Origin of the sequence: Pseudobdellovibrio exovorus JSS (genome assembly GCF_000348725.1) — a bacterium.
In the GTDB taxonomy this organism is placed as follows: Bacteria; Bdellovibrionota; Bdellovibrionia; order Bdellovibrionales; family Bdellovibrionaceae; genus Pseudobdellovibrio; species Pseudobdellovibrio exovorus.
This window is the reverse complement of the sequence record NC_020813.1, coordinates 2,206,123-2,223,162: the sequence shown is the minus strand read 5'-3', so window position 1 is coordinate 2,223,162 and position 17,040 is coordinate 2,206,123. Positions and strand designations below refer to the sequence as shown.

Here is a 17,040-nt window from a genome sequence, read left to right as displayed (position 1 = left end):
CACTCAATCATTCTATAGGATAAAAGAATTCGCGCTCTGTAAATACGGCAGGCAATGGGTAAACGCAAGCATAGGAGTTGCTTATGAAGATGATGATAAGTGGAATCATCGTGATGATTTTTTTTGTTTCTTGCAGTAATTCATCATCCGACAAGTTTATTAGTCCTGATGGTTTAGAAGTGGCTCAGCAAGTCGGGGACTTCATGGCATCCGTAGATGAGTTTGGAGCGGGTACTCCAAGTATATCTTCTATTGAAAAATCTGTAGAACGTCATTTTCGCCAGTATTCACCGGCGGACATTGAGCCGACGTTAATTGCACGCCTACTTTTACCTGAAGCATGGGCAGCCTCTTGTTCAACAATGAGTTTTTCCAACTGCGGAACTACGGCGGCGAATGCCCGAAGAAAAAATTTTAGTGGTTGTACAATTGGTAGCATGACTTTTGGAGGCACATCCACTTTGCAATGGGCATCGGCTTCAGCTTGTTTGCTTGCGACGGCATCAGAAACTATTACGAGTGTTCCTAGCATAACAGCTACGGGGCGTTTGGGGGCTACACTTAGTATTACAAAAACAGGAGCTGTCGGGCAAAGATTGACGCTTGTTTCTGCTGCAGCACCAAAAGTTTTTTCTTTATCAAGCGATGGCATCAATCGTAAATTCACGGGTGCAAGTGCGGTTGTTCTGATGGATTTAACCTCACAAACGACTTCTGCGATTACGGTTACAGGAGCAGATCGTCCCGGTCGTGTCCTGAATGGGGGAGAGTTGCGTGTAGTGAATAACCGCAGCTCGATTTCTTGTACTTATGTTCCAAGTGCAATTACTTGGGTAGCAGATTGTAATTGTCCGACAATGGGGACGTGGACAGGAAGTTGTTCAGATGGAAATAGTAGTTCGATTCAGCTAACAGGTTGTGGAACGGCAACTGTACAATTTGATACAGCCCAATCGAGCATCAGCTTTGATCGTTGTGGAACTTAGCCATCAGTATTTGTTATTTTTTCTTGTACCCGTCGCTGATACACGCTACAGCTTAGGCTCGAAATACAAATCGGAGAAATCATGTCAGAAACTCGTGTTATTGCTTTTAATTATGTACTTAAAAATGCTCAGGGTGAGCTTATTGATGCGTCAGAGCCGAATCAGCCGATGCCATTTTTAGAAGGCAAACAGCAGATCATTCCAGCTTTAGAAGCGGTTTTGGTTAAAATGACTGAGGGTGATAAGCAACAGGTAACTCTGGCTGCCAAAGATGCTTATGGTGATTTCCGCCAAGATATGATCATGGAAGTGCCAAAAGAAGAGCTAGCCCACCTTAAAATTGATGTGGGGAGCCATTTGCAACTCCAACTTCAGAATCAAGTTAAAGTGGTTAAAGTGACTAAAATTGGTGATACGCACGTGACGCTAGATGGTAACCACCCGTTAGCAGGTGTGGATTTAGTGTTTGATGTGGAAGTTATGCTGATTCGACTAGCTACGGCGGAAGAAATTCAGCATGGTCATGCCCATGGGTTGCATGGCCACGCCCACCATCACTAGTTCCAAAATAGGCCCAAATTGGCCTCTTGATCTTGGTCCAGCTTTGTGACAAGTTCTTGTCTGAAGATTGGGCCCAAATTAGCCTAATATTCAGATCCCGTCTTTATGTAAGTGAGTTACCTTTCTTGCGTCGTGTCCGGGGTTTTAACTAAAACAGCCTTCGGAGGAACGAAATGGCAAAAAAACTTTATGTAGGGAACTTAGCATTCTCTGTAACTGATGATGAATTAATGCAGGCATTCACATCTTTCGGTAACATCGCGTCTGCACGCGTAGTTATGGATCGTATGACTGGTCGTAGCAAAGGTTTCGGATTCGTAGAAATCGAAGACGATTCTCAAGCTGACGAAGCAGTAAACAAAATGAACGGTCAAACAATCGCTGGTCGTCCAGTGCGTGTTTCTGAAGCTAAGCCTCAAGAAGATCGTCCTCGTGGACCTCGTCGTGATGGCGGTGGTTTCGGTGGTGGCGGTCGTGGTCCTCGTCGTGACGGCGGTGGCTTCGGCGGTGGTAACTACTAGTCGATTAGCCGTGTAATTACGGCAAAGTTTACTGATTTTATCTACAAAATCTAATAAGATCCTAGGCTATGCTTAGGATCTTATTTTTTTATCGTCGTGATAAGTTTTTAACTCCTCTTAAAATCTCTCTTTTTCTATTTTTGATTTTACAAAGTTCAGTGGGCCTCGCAAAGAAGTTGATCTTCTTAGGGGATTCATTAACTGAAGGTTATGGCGTGGCTCAAGAAGCTTCGTTTCCGCAAATCATTCAGAAGAAGTTCAAAGAGGATAAATCAGAATGGCAAATCACAGCCTCAGGCTCCAGTGGTTCTACCAGTGCCTCAACACTGAGTCGCCTCAAGTGGATCAATCGTGAAAAGCCGGATGTCGTCTTTATTCTTATGGGCAGTAACGATGGCCTGCGCGGATTAAAGGTTGAAGAAACTGAAAAGAATCTGAGTGTGGCTTTAGATTGGGCCGCAGAACAAAAAATCAAAATCATTCTGGGGCAACTTCATGTTCCTCCGAACTACGGCAAGAACTATGACACTCAGTTCGCCGCTATTTTTCCAAAACTAGCAAAGAAGCATAAGGTGCTTTTAGCACCTTTCTTATTAAATGATGTTGCAGGACAAGCTAAACTGAATCAGCCGGACGGAATTCACCCGAATGAAAAAGGGCATCAGATCATCGCTGATAATATCTATAAGTTCTTAAAGAAAGAATTACCGAGGTTGAAATGAGTTTATTAATTAATGATCTAAAGAAAACCTATCGCCAAGGGCAAGAGAGTCTAACAATTTTAAGCCATCTTAACTTAGAGGTGAAAACATCTGAAATCGTAGCGGTCGTTGGAGCCTCAGGTAGCGGTAAGTCGACCTTTCTAAGCCTAGTTGCAGGATTAGATTATTTTGATGATGGTGATATCGTGATTAATAACCAGTCGATCAAAAAATTAAATCGCGTACAGATGACTCACTTTCGCGCGCAGAATATAGGTTTCGTCTTTCAGCAATTTCATCTTGTTTCCCATTTAACAGCTTACGAAAATCTTTGCCTGCCGTTAGAAATTTTAGATCGTGATTTTAATAAAGAAGAAATTTTAACAGCATTAGATAACGTGGGATTAGCTCATCGTGTGACTCATAAACCAACGGAAATGAGTGGTGGAGAGTGTCAGCGTTTGGCGTTAGCGCGAGGTTTGATCGCTCGTCCTAGCTTATTGTTGGCGGATGAACCATCAGGAAACTTAGATAGTGAAACTGGCGCAAAAGTGATGAATCTGTTTTTCGAACAAGTCAGATCGACAAAAACAACTACAGTACTTGTTACCCATGATATGGAATTAGCTAAGCGATGTGATCGCCTTGTTGTTCTGAAAAATGGAAACTTTGATCAGAGCTTAGCATGAGTTTAAAAAATCTACTGCGCTTAGCTTTCTTGGAATTAGCTCGCTATCGCAATATCAGTTTATTTCTAGTGCTGAACTTAGCTTTAGGGATTGTGGGATTCTTTTTACTTCAGATATTCCAACAAAGCCTTTTACAGCAGTCAGCCGAAAAGGCTCAGGTTATTCTAGGCGGAGACCTTTCTATCAGCGCGCGACGAGCGTTTGGTGAGCAAGAACGACAGGCGTGGGAATCACAGATTCAATTCGAAAAGAGTTCACATTTTTACAGTATGTTTTCGATGCTGCGAACGCCGACCGATTCAAAACTGACTAGCGTCGGAGTGTTCGATGACAACTACCCATTGTATGGACAATTTAAATTATCCGACGGGCCGTTTGCTAGTGATCGCGCTCGTGTTTGGGTAGATCCTGAAATTCAAGAGATGTTAGATCTTAAAATCGGGGACTTAGTCGAAATTGGTGAAAGCAGTTTTGCCTATTCCGGTGTGATTGTTGAGGACCCGAGCCGTCTGTTTCGTGGGACGGGATTTGCTCCGCGGGTTTTAATTCACAAGAACTTCTTGATAGACGCGGGTTTGCTAAAGCCAGGAAGTACATTCACTGAGTATTGGTCCTACAAAACAGCGCCGACTTATGATGTGGTTTCAGCTAAGTCTAATTTAGAAAAATTGATCGTGGACCCTGTTGTTCGAATTGAAAACACCAAAGACAGCGCGCAGGATTCTAATCGTGTTTTAAAGTACTTCACAGATTATCTGGGACTGGTGGCCTTAGTCGCTTTAGGTCTTTGCTTTTTGTGTGGAAGCTATCTTTTGCAGTGGACGTTCTTAAATAAGAAAAAAAGTATCGCCATATATAAAACTCTAGGATTAAGCGATGAAAAGATCGTTGGGATCTATTTATTGCAAAACTTTATTCTGTCTTTACTGGCATGCTTTCTGGGATATTTACTAGTTCAGGGCGTCTTACCTATCTTACAACGGGTGATCACAGAAGAGTTTAATCTGCCGATTAACTTAGTCTTCAGTTTGAAAGCTCTGATTGTGACCTGCTTAATTGCCGTACTGGGGCCAATGCTGATGGTGGTTCCTCAAATCATTCAGATTGTGGATTTACGCCCTTTGATGTTGTTCCAAAATGTCGAAACGCGAGTTAAAAAAAGCTGGGCTTATTTTTTCTGGTTGGTTTCCTCTGTTTTAGTCTTTTGGGGATTGTCTGTTTGGCAGAGCAATTCGTTCAAGGTCGGCAGTCTGTTTTCGATCGCTTTAGTGGGGTTGATCATTTTCTTCCAAGTTATCAATCGCGTGATTTTATACTTCCTTGAAAAGATGAGCTCTCGTTTTGGTTGGTTGACTCGCTACTCGGTGCGGGGACTTACGCGTAAGCCAGCGTCAGCGGGATTGGTATTTACCACGATGAGTCTTGCAACTCTGGTGTTAAGTCTTTTACCTCATGTGAAATCGTCGATTATAAATGAAATCAGACCGGATGTTTCGTCACAGATACCGAGTTTGTTTTTATTTGATATTCAGCCAGAGCAAGTTCAGGGTTTGCAGGCAATATCACAAGAGCTATTGAAACAAGATCTTGAGTTAAGTCCTCTGGTCCGATCTCGTATTTTAAAAGTGAACGAAGAGAACTACGAACGTGCTGTGCAGACGGGTGAAATTCAAACACGTGAAGCCGATGATGAGGCGCGATTTAGAAATCGCGGTATCAACCTAACGTATCGTGATCACTTGCAAGCCTCTGAAGATCTGATCAAAGGTAAATTTCAAACGGACTTTTCTGAAGAAAATCCAGAATCGCTACCACAGATATCTTTAGAAAAACGCTACGCTGGACGAGTGGGTATCGATATAGGTGATATTGTCACCTTTGATGTTCAGGGCGTAGAACTAAAAGCTATCGTGTCTTCTTTGCGCCAAGTGCGCTGGACGAGCTTTCAACCTAACTTCTTTATTTTATTCCCTAAAGGGGTTTTAGAAGAGGCTCCTCAGATATTTCTAACGTCTATCTCGAGTGAACAAAGATCTGTGGTGAAAGAATTTCAAAGACGGGTGGCGACGAACTACAAAAATGTCTCGATCATAGATGTGACGTCTACTGTTGAAAATTCGCTAAAGTACATTGAGCAGATGTCGATTGGTTTGCAGTTCATGGCATGGTTAGCGGTGCTTGTGGGACTCTTTGTTTTCGTTGTTTTGCTCAACACACAAATTAAAGAGCGCCTACAAGAGATGAACCTGTTGCAGATTATGGGCTCCACTAATGCGCAAGTTTTGAAGGTGGTGTTGACTCAATTTGTGCTGTTGATGACCACTTCTATTGTTTTTGGTGTCATATTAGGACTTGTAATGGCATGGATTGTAATCACAGTTTCTTTTGATCTGACAACTGTTTATGATATTCAATATCTGCTTTTGTTAGGGGCGATTTTGATTCCTGTGTGTGCTTTGGCTCTTTACATTGGCCTTAAACCACTGAAAAAATTAAATCCGATGGATTTGATAAGACAAATATGAAAAAAGAGATGTCAGAACAATTAGATCAGGCTGTTAACCTTATTCTGAAGAATGAGGTTGTGGCTATGCCGACAGAAACTGTTTATGGACTGGCAGCTCGTATTGACTCTGAAGTCGCCATAAAAAAAATCTTCAGTGTTAAAAAGCGTCCTTTTTTTGATCCCTTAATTGTACATGTGTCCTCAGTTCAACAAGCGCAAAGTTGTGTGCAACAGTGGCATGCTATGTGTGATTTGTTAGTGAAAAAATTTTGGCCCGGCCCTTTGACTTTAGTGATGCCGAAGTCGCCGTTGATATCGGATCTGATTACATCGGGACTTCCTAATGTGGGATTACGTTGGCCAGCACATCCAGTGGCTCAGAGCTTGATCAGCCGTGTGGGTGTTCCTTTAGCGGCACCGAGTGCGAATCTATTTGGGCGAACTAGTCCGACAGCAGCTCAGCACGTGCGCGATGAGTTCCAAAATAAGGTCTTTGTTCTAGATGGGGATTCCAGTCAGATTGGTATCGAGTCGACAGTGCTTTTGGTAAAAAATATCGACGCCCGCTACGAACTTTCTATCTTGCGTAAGGGTGCAATCCTACAATCCCAAATCGAGCAAGCTTTAGCCGATAGTGATTTGACATATCAATGGGTAGAATCAGTGGATAAAAAAGAATCCCCTGGTCATATGAAACATCATTATATGCCACAGGTACCTTTGGTGGTTTGTCGTAACTCTCGCATGAAGCTTTCAGATTTGACATCCCATTTGAATCAAAAGTTAAAAGAGTTACCGGACGAGGTGGAAGGGGTTAAAATTGTTAAACCCAAGCAGCCTATAAGCAAGATTGAGTTTCTTAAGCTTTCCGACGACCCTGCACAGGCCGCGCGCGAGCTGTATTCGCAGTTGCGAGCAGCCAGCCAGCGCATGCCAGATGCCCTTTGTTTCATTCAAATGCCCCATCATCAGGGTGAAATGTGGGAAAGTGTCTTTGATAGGCTGTACAAAGCCGCCTCTTTAATTTTAGACTAGATACATGCAGGTGTTTCATTCTTTTTACCTTAATATTCGAGCGGCTTTTCGCCTGTTGCGATTTGCCTTTGTGGTACTGGTCTTCTTTGCAAAGGCCGCCATTATTTACAAAAGAACACCGAACCCTGTCGAGCGCCGACGTCAGTTAACGAACAAAGCTCACATGACCTGCAAAAAAATTATCAAGGCATTCAATGTGGAGCTAATCTGCCGCGAAAATATTTCAGAAGATGAGTCCGCTTTATTGGTCGGAAATCACATGGGTTTTATTGATATCGTTTGTCTATGTGCTTTAAGAAGTAATGTTTTTATTACGTCATTAGAAATGAAGCAGACTCCTGTCTTAGGGCAAATTGCTGAACTTGGTGGCTGCGCCTATGTCAATCGTAAGAACAGAATGTCGATTCAACATGAACTTCAAGACATTGTGAATGTTTTAAAAGAGGGCTTCCGTGTTGTGCTTTATGCTGAGTCGGTGGCTTCTGATGGCGAACAAGTTTTGCCATTTAAAAAAACGTTGATCATGGCGGCTGGATTGGCGGAAAAGCCAATTCGTCCATTTGTTTTTAACTTCAGACAAATCAATCACCAACCAGTCCTATTTGAACATCGTGATTCTGTTTGTTGGTATGGAAGTGAAACGTTCTTACCTGCTATTTGGCGGTCGTTGAAATTAGATTCGGTCACATGTGAAATTGAATTTTTACCGATGGTGTATCCAAAAGCAGAAGATGATCGATCAGAGCTAGCGAAGATGTTGCATGGAATGGTCAGTGCTAAATTTGAACCCTTTCGCCCAGAAATGAATCTGGATGCCACTCGGGTGCGTCCACAAAATCTAATGGCGACTACTGCCAAAGATGTGCATTAGCTGAAATCGTCGCAAAAATTAACATGTACGCCAAAAAAAGTGCTGAAAAGTATTTGATAATCATAAAGTTGTTTTCGGATTATTCTGAAAAAACTTAATAGGTCATTGGCATTTTTTTAGAAAATAACTAAAGAATTTTTGCAGGTATTAATCCGCGAACGGCATTCCCCACAAAAATCTGCATTTCTGAGGTGCTGGATAAGGTCAGATCTTTTTCGTAGGTAGGGTATGGAAGTACTTTATTTTTCAATACAGCTCGGCGAAAGACTCCATTCAGACAGCCGACCTGTAAGGTGGGAGTATAAAAGCAGCTCTCGGCTGGGGAAAAACAAAATACATTGAAACGGCTCGTTTCCTTAATGTGTCCGGTCGGTGTTACCAGTAAAAGATCATCGGCTGAGTCCGGCAGGTGCCTTGTCAGATCAGCCCAGCGCTCCCGTGAGCTCCATTTAAATTGGTCCAGAGCTTCCGGTGGCCGTTGATCTGTCCACGGATACAGGCGAATTGTGGAAGGCAATGGGTCCAGCTCGCGTGGCTCTAATGTGTATTGCAGGTGCTGCTTTGGATGGCCTTGTGTGTGAAAAATCAGGCGGTAGCAGCCTTCTGGATTCTGTTTTTCTATTTCTGAATAGATGTGTTCAAGCTGTTTTGTTTTCTCAGAGGCTACGGCTGAGTTTAAGAAGTTCAGGGCGTCCCAACTGCGTTCGATATGGAATTCTTTTAAAGCGATTTTCTGTCGCTCAATTTTGAACGTATCTAAAATATCGAAAGCAGAAGACACCTTACTCATGGGTTGTCAGGCTTCCTGTTTTTAAAAGAAATTCTTGCCACTCTTTTTCTGGGGAAGAATCGTAAACAATTCCACCACCTGAATGATAGAAAAGCTGATCTTGATACTTCATAAAAGAGCGGATACTGAGGTTTAAGCAGAAGCTGTTATGGGCCCACCAACCAAGGCATCCTGTATAGGCCTGACGGCGATAGGGTTCTAGTTCTGCTATCAGGTTCAGGCTTTCTATTTTAGGACAACCAGAAATAGAACCCCCAGGTGCTGTGGCTTCCAGAATTTCTGCCAGTCCTTTTGAGGTTTCGATTTCGATTTCAGAATAGGTGTGTTGGATGTATTTGAGTTTCAGCAGCGCGCGGTGAGACGTAACCTTAGCCGAATGATCTTCTTCGATGCGATTAAAATCATTGCGAAGAAGATCAACGATCATGGAAAGTTCGGCCTCTTCTTTTTTGCTTGTGATCAGATCTTTGGCTGATGGATCTTCCAGCGAAGCACTGCCTTTGATGGGCTGAGTTTTTAATTTAGTACCAGTCTTTTTTAAAAACAGCTCCGGAGAAAAACTAATCAGATCATACTCTGCTAAAGGTAGAAGCGCGGCATAGGGAGCCGAAAACCGATTCTGATAAAGACTAAAAATATCTGCACCATTAGCAGTCGTAGAGCCTGCCAGTGGAGCCGTTAAGTTGACCTGATACAACCGACCCTGTGCTATCTGCTCTTTAATAAAGTGGACTTTGCGTTCGTAATCAGCTTGCGATTCTAAACTTTTTAAAAGCGGTGGTTCAAATGCTGATTCGGATTGATGGCTGCGTAGTTTTTCTAAGAGCTTGTCGGTCGACAGCATTTCGTGTTGGGTTAAAATAAAAACCGAACACTTATCACTGGGATACAGATTTTTTTGATGTTTGAACAGCTCTTGGTTTTCATATTCAAAGTTAACTTGCACGACTTTAAGATCAGTTTTAAAGGAATGTTCTATTTCATTCAAAAAGTCAGAAATACTTTTTTCTGGTGGGCAGCGGAACAGATTGTAGTTCTGGCTGTAGATAAAGACATCGTCCTGATAAAAGCAAACCACTGGTTTCATGCGTTCAGCCAGTCTTTCACAATTTGCAAATGCAGTTCGGGTTTTTCCGTTAGAAACGATTCGGGGTGAAACTGAACTCCGAGCCATTTTTTCTGACGATGACGTAACCACATAGGGCACTGATCCTCTTCAGCCACAGCTAAAGTTTCAAACTCTTCTGCTGGATAGTCCGTGCAATATAGGGAATGATAACGAGCGACTTCTTTGCCCTGTAGCAGGTGAAGCTCTTCCGAAAGAACTTTGAGTTTTGATTTCTTTCCATGAAGTGGAGGAGAATACGGCTGCACCTTTCCACCATGACTGTGCACCATCAGTTGTAGTCCAAGGCAAACTCCGAACACAGGAGTCTTACTGGAAAGACGTCCTAAAAAGTGAAGTACGTCGGTATAGTCCTCTGGCTTCTTGGGTCCCGGTGACAGAATAAAAAAATCCGCACGCAGATCGGGTGCGGAAGATAGTTCGCGATGATTCACAATAGTCACTTCAGAGCTTAAGGGTTTAAGCCAATGCCGAAGGTTGTAGGTAAAAGAATCATCGTGATCAATCAGTATGGACTTCATGGAAGCCCAAGTTAGCATAAAAGTAGAGTGGACAAAATCATATAGACAGATCCCACAGAAAGTTTAAGGGAGGAGCGATGCGGGCTATCTTGAAATGACAATCAGCTCATGGCCACAGCCAGACTTAAAAGAAGCTGGGCGAACCAGATAATAAGGTTTAACTTATCGAAATAATTTCTTTTTTTAGAAACAAAACCCCTCGAGCTGATGATGGACTTCATATAGACCCCTCTATATATTTTGATTTTATAAGCTATAAAATTACATATAACTTATATATGTATATAATATGTAAATTAAAGTGAAGATCAACGGCTTTAAATAGGAAAATAAGAAACTAGATCAAAGACTAAATGGCAACTAACAGGATTCTGTCAAGATGGGCCCCTTAACCGAATCCTGACTTCGGTCTGGTTCGGTTTGATGTTTAACTGGATTCAATGTTAGATCACCGCTTTTCGTACATAGAGGCTCCGGTTTATCAAGGTCAGAAGAATTTTGGCACAGCACTGGGACCTGCCTTTCTACGGCAGTCATTGCTGGATCAGGGATTTCAATTTAACACGTACTCCGTGCAAGTATCTCAATCTCAGAAGCACATGCCATTTTCCATTTATGAAGAACTGAGTTGGTTGACGGAACGTGAGTTACGTCGCGCGAATCCGATCTTTATTGCTGGTGGGGACCATTCGCTGTCGATTGGTTCTGTGCAAGGGCTGCTACGAGCAGAGCCCGATTTAAAAGTGATTTGGGTGGATGCCCATGGGGATGTCAACACCCGTGCCAGTTCCATGACAGGGTCCTATCACGGAATGCCATTGGCGTATTTGTTAGGGGCAGAAAATGCAGATCATCTACCGTGGTTCACAGAGCGCCTGAAACCACAAAATCTAATTTATTTTGGAGTGCGTGATTTAGATCAGGCGGAACAAGAGTATCTAGATCAGCAGGGCATCACGTATTATACCGCCGAGCAGATTCATAAGACTCCAGAGACCATCATACAAAAAGTTTCCTGTGCAGTTAAAGGAGCCAAGGTGCATTTCAGTGTTGATTGCGATGGCTTTGATCCGATGATTGCTCCGTCGACAGGAGTTCCTGTGGCGCAGGGATTACAGTATCAAGTGGTACGCGATTTAATATGTCAGGTGCAATCTCAGTCACAAATCGTCAGTTACGAGTATGTCGAACTCAATCCACAGATTTTTCAACAGGCCCACGACGTGATGGCCACAGCACAAATCGGCATCGAGTTATTTAAAGAAATTTTAAATGGGTACAAAACACAGGGGGCAATTCATGGTTTCAATGATCGATCAATTAGTGAAAAAGGGACGCGTTTATTACACCGGTCTTTCCAATTGGAAGAGTAAGGCCGAGCTGAACATTGAAGTCGGACCTTATAAACTACAAGTCGCGCAAAACCAATCGCAGGTTCTAGAGTGCTTTCGCTTACGCTATGAAGTTTTTTGCCATGAAATGGCTGGCCTCCCTAAAAAAAGCGGATTGGATTTCGATAAATATGATCACTATTGTGATCACTTAATTATTATTCATCAGCCGACACAAAAGGTGATCGGAACTTATCGTATGAATTTTTCTGAAACATCAGAAAGTCTTTACACCGAGTCCGAGTTTGAGTTGACCGAGTGGCTATCGAATCAACGGGATTCATTTGTAGAGCTAGGCCGAGCTTGTATTCATCGGGAACATCGCCGTGGCGTGGTACTAAGTTTATTGTGGCGAGGTATTGCCGATTATATGAAACTCATGGGAGCGGCAAAGCTCATCGGTTGTTCGAGTGTTAAAGTGACGGATGCCCGTTCTGCGGCGCTACTATTTAAATATTTTGAAGCTCAGCAGATGCTTTCTGCAGAGATTTTTTATCCCCATGAAAAGTATCAAATGCCGGATTTACTATTTTGGCTGATGGCTTTCGCTAAAGGTCTTAATCCAGAGCAAATGCAAGAGGCTGAAGACTTGATTCCCTCTTTGCTTAAATCCTATATTAAGTCGGGTGCGAAAGTAGCCAGTTATCCAGCATTAGATAATGATTTCAAGTGTCTGGATTTTGTAACCATTTTGGAACGCCAGAATTTAGATCAGAAGCTTGTGAAAAAATTCAATTTATAGAATTAAAATGCCGAAAATAAAGAGATGAAAATATCACCACTATTTTGGACTCTTTTCGTTTTGTTTGGCAGTGTGTGCGCACAAGCCCAAGGAACTGGGAATACTCAGAAATATTTTAAAGCGAATTACTTTCGAGTTTGGCAGGGGTTTTCAAAAGACACTCCCGAGCAGATGCTGTCGGCTTTACCTGTATTTATGACAGGCACTGTCGATTTGTACGTAAAGAATAAAGCTTTGAGTAATTACATCGTCATTATTCCGCCTAAAGAAAGTCCTAGCTACATACCACATGAATTGGCCTTAGTGGCCTTAAGCAGTGAATCGGATTACAGACGTATCCGCGAAACGGCCGAGGGAAAGTCGTACAGCGATGCCCATTGGGATGTCTTCAATCGTGCAAATTCGAAAAGTGCACCTTTCGTTAAGCTCGCTGATTTGAAAGCGGAAGAGACACTGATTTCGAACACGGCCTATGAGGTGTTACCCACACCTATTAATTGGGCTCAAGGGGTCAATTATGTCGAAATCAGAACACGTCGTGCATCGTTAGCTTCAGACGTCTATTTAAAAAATCTAAAGTCTCGTTTGCAACGTATACAGGAGTTCGGTGCCTACGTCGGTATTCAAGGGTGTATTGTCCTCGTCAATGAAAATTACGAGGTGATTTATACCAATTGGAAATCACAAAAAGATTTTAAATCCGCACCACGAAAAAAAGCATGGGATGATTTGCTGACGGTGACCCAAGCGGAATCGGATCTGTTGATGTCGCAGCAGACGAAGAAATATAGACCTAAATCGCCAGTGGATTTTGAGCAGGCCTATCACACTCGCTAAGACAGTAATAACTATTAGTTGTACTTTCGCAGTTCAGGCTATGTGATTTGTGACCATTTCTTTATTTGTTGAATAATCCAATCAGGAGCATCTAGGGGCAAATCGTGTCCTGCTGTGGTATGATAGGCGACAGGGCAGTTCCATGCCGCGGCTATTTTTTGACTGCATTGAACACTGACAAAGCGATCTTCCTTCGCGGCTAAGACCAACTTTTTGCCATTGGGAACAATTTTAAAATCTACTTGCGATGTCAGGCGCAGTTGACGAATGAAATTTTTAAAGGAAGCGGGATGCTGTTTTTGAAATTCAATATATTTGGAAAGTATCGTAGACCACTTAGTTGAATCATTGGATGTATGGGATAGAACAAAGTGTTCAATCGCGGCGGCATCGGCTCCTCCGATTAAAAGTTGCCTCAACAAGGGAAAATAGTTACGAGGAAGCAGGCGCTGGTAAAACGGACTTAACGAAGAACTTGAGTTGATCAGCACTAATGAACTTACCTCTTGTGGGTACATCTGTGCCCAGCGCGTAGCGATCATGCCGCCCATTGAAATGCCGATTAACCCAATCTCGGGGCTTGCTGACATTTGCTGTTGGGTTGAAATTTTTTGCTGCAGAAAAGAAACCTGCGAGCGCAACTGTTCAACGGCGACCTCAATCCTGTGGGGTGTTTCTTCTGTATGAAGGAATCCATTTCCAGCGAGTTCAACACTGACAACATCTTCAAGCTGAAGTTCTGTTTGAATTTTTTCTGCAAAATCCAACCAGTGAAACTGGCTGCGCATCAGTCCTCGTAATAGAACCCATTTACGAGGAAAAATTTGCGGAGCATGATGAGGATTATTTGTTTGAGCCATAGTATTTCATTCGTGCACGTTCATTGGTTAAAAAGCTCTGGGCAACAGAGCGTGAGGTCCATACATCGCTAGAGGCCAAGCTATGAAGTACAAAATCAAAAAAAGGACGATGGCGACGTAAAGTTCGATTTAAGCGATGTTCTTTGATGGGATTAAATAATCCGGTTTTAGAAAAAAGCTGTAGAGGATTTTTCTTTACCCAAATCCAAGAGCCCATTTCAAGAGTCAGCGGCAGAAAGATTTGGTGAGGCTGGCGTATATTGAGGAAACAATGATCCCAGATGTCTCCGTGAGTTAGATAGTTTTTAGATTGAGGTTCAATCTTGTAAATGTGATACGGATGGCTTTGACGAAAAAGCTCAAAGAAAAGATAGAGTTCATTCAGCAAGGGAAATTCTTTTCGGCTGCCTGCAAAGGGAAACCAAAGCTGATCACGGAACCCAAACCCAGAGTGAGCGTCGATTGAAATCAGGCAGTTAGATTTTTTTAAAATATCTTGAACGGTATCGGTGATGAAGCGAGTTTCCTGTTGCATTTCGCTGCCACGATACCAATGAATTTTACGACTGAGGCGGTGGCCACCTAAAAGAAAATTAACTTTTTCATCGGCTTCTACCGGAGAATTTCGCATAAGATCTACTCCGTTACCATTTCCACGAATCACTTCAAAATAACCATAGGGATTAGCTAAAGGAATAAAAACAACCTGAACATGTTGAAGCATGTCTTTTAAAGGTTGGTCCCATGTCAGACGTTGGTGGAAGCTATTCAGTAAAGATAGACTCAATTGGGCGCCGATGCGTTCGAGTCCGTGAATGCCTCCGACAAATAAAAGTGTCGGAGCTTCGGGATTTCCATAATGGAGTGAAACTAAAGGAAAACTCTGTTCGCCATACTGTACATGCGAATGCACACGTACAGTGGCAAGGTCTTGATAACTTTGATATTTTGCAATGAAGTCTTCAAGCGTCTTCACAGCAGAGCATCTTTACTCAAGATACAAGTTGCCGCGAGCATCTTTTACTACGATACCCGAAATTGAATCACCACGTCCCACTGGGCAGTCGTGTCCGTTGATATAGCCTACACTAATACCATTAGCTAAAACTTCGTCGATATCTAGGGGGCAAGTCATGCTAGAGCTGTAGTGCTTAATTGATGATGAATCAATAGCCACTTTACATGTCGTGATTGAGTAGTTAGTCACTTCAGAAACTTTTGCAATGATTTGGGCTTCACCAAGGCAGTTGGCTTGAGCTAGTCCAAAAGGGGAAAGAAGTAGGGCGAAAACGGCAAGTTTTTTCATAAAGAGCTCCTCTGCTATTTGCTGGGCAATATAACAGAAGCGAGCTCGTTTTGTGTTAGGGATCTGTTAGGATTCTACGCGGACTATAGTTTTTACCGGATTGTCTACAGTTCAGCTTCAGGAAGTGACGATTTAAGGCCCTTTTTCTTCATCTTTTCCACTAGAGTCGTACGATTTAAGCGTAAAAGCTGTGCGGCTTGGTTTTTATTCCAGCTAGTTTTTTCTAGGGCTTTTAGGATCAAAGCATTTTCGAATTGATCGACAGCTGAATTAAAATCTAAACCATTTTCAGGGATTTCAACGGCTCCGGTTTCTGCAAAGTTAGCCACAGCAGATCTGTATTTGGCTGGAAGGTCATTTACGTCGATAGAGCCAGAGCCTTTTAAAATACTCAAACGCTCGATCAGATTTTCCAATTCGCGGATATTTCCCGGCCAAGAGTATCCCACTAAGCATTTCATAGCATCGTGAGAAAAACCTGTAAGGGTTTTAGATTTGTTGCGGTTGAATTGAGTCATAAAGTGATTCAATAAAAGCGGGATGTCAGTTCTTCTTTCGCGAAGAGCTGGAATTTGAATTGGAATAACGTTCAGGCGATAGTAAAGATCTTCACGGAACCGTCCATCTTTTACTGCTTTGTCTAAATCGACATTGGTTGCAGTGATGACACGGACATTAACCTGTACTGATTTTGTTGAACCCACGGGTTCGAAAATACGCTCTTGCAATGCACGTAAAATTTTAACTTGCATACTTGGGTCAAGATCGCCGATTTCATCTAGGAATAATGTGCCTTCATCGGCCATTTCAAAACGGCCAATACGATTAGAGATCGCTCCTGTAAAAGCTCCTTTTACGTGACCAAAAAGTTCACTTTCTAGAAGTTCACTTGGGATAGCTCCACAGTTGATAGCAATGAAGGGGCCTTTAGCGCGGTTTGAGTTGTAGTGAATCGCGCGTGCGATCAACTCTTTCCCTGTGCCGGATTCGCCCATAATAAGGACTGTTGAATCTGAGTCAGCCACTCGCTCTACTAAAGAAAGACAATGCTTGATTCCTTCACTTTCACCAATGATTTGGTTGAATTGATAGCGAGAGCCCAACTCTGTACGCAGTTGCTTATTTTCCTGCTCTAGATTTTTTTGCGTAAGGGCTTTATCAAGTAAGCTCATTAACTCTTCTACGTTGAAAGGTTTTGTTAAAAAGTGGTAAGCCCCTTTTTGTGTTGCTTGAACAGCGCTATCAATAGAAGCAAAGCCAGTCAGCACGATCACTTGAGTCGCAGGGGATACACGTTTAATTTCAGTTAGAAAATCTAAACCATTACCATCTGGAAGATTCATATCAATGATGGCGATATCAAAAGGTTTTTCAGGAGACATAAAGCTGCGAGCTTCATCTAGACGTTGAGCGGTTACAACTTGGTAGCCTTTGCGATCGAGTAAGCGAAATAGGGCTGTTCTCAGGGTTGACTCATCGTCTAAAATAAGTACGCGTGTAGGCTTCATGAACCTTCCTTCCATGGTAAGTTCCGGTCGTTTTATACCAAATGACCTTTGTCTTAAGATTACCCTAATTTTTGACGGAGGTGTCAAAA

General features: G+C 42.6%; 18 protein-coding genes. 11 read left to right on the top strand and 7 right to left on the bottom strand.

Features of this window, described 5'->3' with window-relative positions; genetic code table 11:
• Positions 1–83 precede the first annotated feature (83 nt).
• The 8 genes from A11Q_RS10990 (at position 84) to A11Q_RS10955 (ending at position 7,870) form a co-directional block, all read left to right on the top strand.
• Positions 84–986 carry a hypothetical protein gene (locus A11Q_RS10990; RefSeq protein ID WP_015470889.1) on the top strand — a complete coding sequence of 301 codons (903 nt, stop codon included), beginning with the start codon at positions 84–86 and terminating at the stop codon, positions 984–986.
• Between the two features lie 81 nt (positions 987–1,067).
• Positions 1,068–1,547 (top strand): FKBP-type peptidyl-prolyl cis-trans isomerase, encoded by a 480-nt coding sequence (locus A11Q_RS10985; protein WP_015470888.1) that lies wholly within the window; start codon positions 1,068–1,070, stop codon positions 1,545–1,547.
• A 173-nt stretch (positions 1,548–1,720) separates the two neighbouring features.
• Complete coding sequence (locus A11Q_RS10980; RefSeq protein WP_015470887.1) at positions 1,721–2,068, top strand: RNA recognition motif domain-containing protein; 348 nt, start codon at positions 1,721–1,723, stop codon at positions 2,066–2,068.
• 68 nt (positions 2,069–2,136) lie between these two features.
• Positions 2,137–2,790, top strand: a complete 654-nt coding sequence (locus tag A11Q_RS10975; protein WP_015470886.1) for an arylesterase — start codon at positions 2,137–2,139, stop codon at positions 2,788–2,790.
• Positions 2,787–3,458, top strand: a complete 672-nt coding sequence (locus A11Q_RS10970; protein ID WP_015470885.1) for an ABC transporter ATP-binding protein — start codon at positions 2,787–2,789, stop codon at positions 3,456–3,458. Before A11Q_RS10975 ends, A11Q_RS10970 begins: the two co-directional genes overlap by 4 nt.
• Positions 3,455–5,983, top strand: coding sequence for an ABC transporter permease (locus tag A11Q_RS10965; RefSeq protein WP_015470884.1), 2,529 nt, complete (start codon positions 3,455–3,457; stop codon positions 5,981–5,983). The genes A11Q_RS10970 and A11Q_RS10965 overlap by 4 nt, the downstream gene beginning before the upstream one ends.
• Entirely contained in the window at positions 5,980–6,999 is a 1,020-nt protein-coding gene (locus A11Q_RS10960) for an L-threonylcarbamoyladenylate synthase (RefSeq protein WP_015470883.1), read from the top strand. The genes A11Q_RS10965 and A11Q_RS10960 overlap by 4 nt, the downstream gene beginning before the upstream one ends.
• A 4-nt stretch (positions 7,000–7,003) precedes the next feature.
• The gene (locus A11Q_RS10955) at positions 7,004–7,870 is read left to right on the top strand and encodes a lysophospholipid acyltransferase family protein (RefSeq protein WP_015470882.1); all 867 of its coding nucleotides are present in this window, start codon (positions 7,004–7,006) and stop codon (positions 7,868–7,870) included.
• A 127-nt stretch (positions 7,871–7,997) separates the two neighbouring features.
• Here the strand turns inward: A11Q_RS10955 and A11Q_RS10950 are convergent, their stop codons facing one another.
• From A11Q_RS10950 to A11Q_RS10940, 3 genes are read right to left on the bottom strand one after another with little or no spacing between them, the layout of a single operon-like run.
• Positions 7,998–8,660, bottom strand: coding sequence for an aminotransferase class IV (locus A11Q_RS10950; RefSeq protein WP_015470881.1), 663 nt, complete (start codon positions 8,658–8,660; stop codon positions 7,998–8,000).
• Positions 8,653–9,747, bottom strand: a complete 1,095-nt coding sequence (locus A11Q_RS10945; protein ID WP_015470880.1) for a chorismate-binding protein — start codon at positions 9,745–9,747, stop codon at positions 8,653–8,655. The genes A11Q_RS10950 and A11Q_RS10945 overlap by 8 nt, the downstream gene beginning before the upstream one ends.
• On the bottom strand, positions 9,744–10,307 hold the full coding sequence (locus tag A11Q_RS10940; protein WP_015470879.1) for an aminodeoxychorismate/anthranilate synthase component II: 564 nt from the start codon (positions 10,305–10,307) through the stop codon (positions 9,744–9,746). The genes A11Q_RS10945 and A11Q_RS10940 overlap by 4 nt, the downstream gene beginning before the upstream one ends.
• A gap of 440 nt (positions 10,308–10,747) precedes the next feature.
• On the opposite strand from A11Q_RS10940, the gene A11Q_RS10935 reads away from it, so the two are divergent.
• The 3 genes from A11Q_RS10935 to A11Q_RS10925 are packed head-to-tail and all read left to right on the top strand — an operon-like array spanning position 10,748 to position 13,277.
• Positions 10,748–11,680, top strand: a complete 933-nt coding sequence (locus tag A11Q_RS10935; protein WP_015470877.1) for an arginase family protein — start codon at positions 10,748–10,750, stop codon at positions 11,678–11,680.
• Entirely contained in the window at positions 11,607–12,440 is an 834-nt protein-coding gene (locus tag A11Q_RS10930) for a GNAT family N-acetyltransferase (RefSeq protein WP_051056769.1), read from the top strand. Before A11Q_RS10935 ends, A11Q_RS10930 begins: the two co-directional genes overlap by 74 nt.
• Before the next feature lie 24 nt (positions 12,441–12,464).
• Complete coding sequence (locus A11Q_RS10925; protein WP_015470875.1) at positions 12,465–13,277, top strand: hypothetical protein; 813 nt, start codon at positions 12,465–12,467, stop codon at positions 13,275–13,277.
• A gap of 38 nt (positions 13,278–13,315) precedes the next feature.
• On the opposite strand, the gene A11Q_RS10920 is transcribed toward A11Q_RS10925, so the two are convergent.
• From A11Q_RS10920 to A11Q_RS10905, 4 genes are all read right to left on the bottom strand, one after another.
• Complete coding sequence (locus tag A11Q_RS10920; RefSeq protein ID WP_015470874.1) at positions 13,316–14,137, bottom strand: alpha/beta fold hydrolase; 822 nt, start codon at positions 14,135–14,137, stop codon at positions 13,316–13,318.
• On the bottom strand, positions 14,121–15,113 hold the full coding sequence (locus A11Q_RS10915) for a M14 family zinc carboxypeptidase (RefSeq protein ID WP_015470873.1): 993 nt from the start codon (positions 15,111–15,113) through the stop codon (positions 14,121–14,123). Before A11Q_RS10915 ends, A11Q_RS10920 begins: the two co-directional genes overlap by 17 nt.
• Before the next feature lie 12 nt (positions 15,114–15,125).
• Positions 15,126–15,443 (bottom strand): hypothetical protein, encoded by a 318-nt coding sequence (locus tag A11Q_RS10910; RefSeq protein ID WP_015470872.1) that lies wholly within the window; start codon positions 15,441–15,443, stop codon positions 15,126–15,128.
• 104 nt (positions 15,444–15,547) lie between these two features.
• The gene (locus A11Q_RS10905; RefSeq protein WP_015470871.1) at positions 15,548–16,951 is read right to left on the bottom strand and encodes a sigma-54-dependent transcriptional regulator; all 1,404 of its coding nucleotides are present in this window, start codon (positions 16,949–16,951) and stop codon (positions 15,548–15,550) included.
• Between the last annotated feature and the right edge of the window lie 89 nt (positions 16,952–17,040).

What these genes read in the sequence shown, in the direction of transcription:
- A11Q_RS10950 (WP_015470881.1), bottom strand. Translation starts at nt 8,660, where the DNA reads ATGAGTAAGGTGTCTTCTGCTTTCGATATTTTAGATACGTTCAAAATT.
- A11Q_RS10930 (WP_051056769.1), top strand. Translation starts at nt 11,607, where the DNA reads ATGGTTTCAATGATCGATCAATTAGTGAAAAAGGGACGCGTTTATTAC.
- A11Q_RS10960 (WP_015470883.1), top strand. Translation starts at nt 5,980, where the DNA reads ATGAAAAAAGAGATGTCAGAACAATTAGATCAGGCTGTTAACCTTATT.
- A11Q_RS10910 (WP_015470872.1), bottom strand. Translation starts at nt 15,443, where the DNA reads ATGAAAAAACTTGCCGTTTTCGCCCTACTTCTTTCCCCTTTTGGACTA.
- A11Q_RS10955 (WP_015470882.1), top strand. Translation starts at nt 7,004, where the DNA reads ATGCAGGTGTTTCATTCTTTTTACCTTAATATTCGAGCGGCTTTTCGC.
- A11Q_RS10905 (WP_015470871.1), bottom strand. Translation starts at nt 16,951, where the DNA reads ATGAAGCCTACACGCGTACTTATTTTAGACGATGAGTCAACCCTGAGA.
- A11Q_RS10945 (WP_015470880.1), bottom strand. Translation starts at nt 9,747, where the DNA reads ATGAAACCAGTGGTTTGCTTTTATCAGGACGATGTCTTTATCTACAGC.
- A11Q_RS10940 (WP_015470879.1), bottom strand. Translation starts at nt 10,307, where the DNA reads ATGAAGTCCATACTGATTGATCACGATGATTCTTTTACCTACAACCTT.
- A11Q_RS10970 (WP_015470885.1), top strand. Translation starts at nt 2,787, where the DNA reads ATGAGTTTATTAATTAATGATCTAAAGAAAACCTATCGCCAAGGGCAA.
- A11Q_RS10965 (WP_015470884.1), top strand. Translation starts at nt 3,455, where the DNA reads ATGAGTTTAAAAAATCTACTGCGCTTAGCTTTCTTGGAATTAGCTCGC.
- A11Q_RS10985 (WP_015470888.1), top strand. Translation starts at nt 1,068, where the DNA reads ATGTCAGAAACTCGTGTTATTGCTTTTAATTATGTACTTAAAAATGCT.
- A11Q_RS10980 (WP_015470887.1), top strand. Translation starts at nt 1,721, where the DNA reads ATGGCAAAAAAACTTTATGTAGGGAACTTAGCATTCTCTGTAACTGAT.
- A11Q_RS10990 (WP_015470889.1), top strand. Translation starts at nt 84, where the DNA reads ATGAAGATGATGATAAGTGGAATCATCGTGATGATTTTTTTTGTTTCT.
- A11Q_RS10975 (WP_015470886.1), top strand. Translation starts at nt 2,137, where the DNA reads ATGCTTAGGATCTTATTTTTTTATCGTCGTGATAAGTTTTTAACTCCT.
- A11Q_RS10935 (WP_015470877.1), top strand. Translation starts at nt 10,748, where the DNA reads ATGTTAGATCACCGCTTTTCGTACATAGAGGCTCCGGTTTATCAAGGT.
- A11Q_RS10920 (WP_015470874.1), bottom strand. Translation starts at nt 14,137, where the DNA reads ATGGCTCAAACAAATAATCCTCATCATGCTCCGCAAATTTTTCCTCGT.
- A11Q_RS10925 (WP_015470875.1), top strand. Translation starts at nt 12,465, where the DNA reads ATGAAAATATCACCACTATTTTGGACTCTTTTCGTTTTGTTTGGCAGT.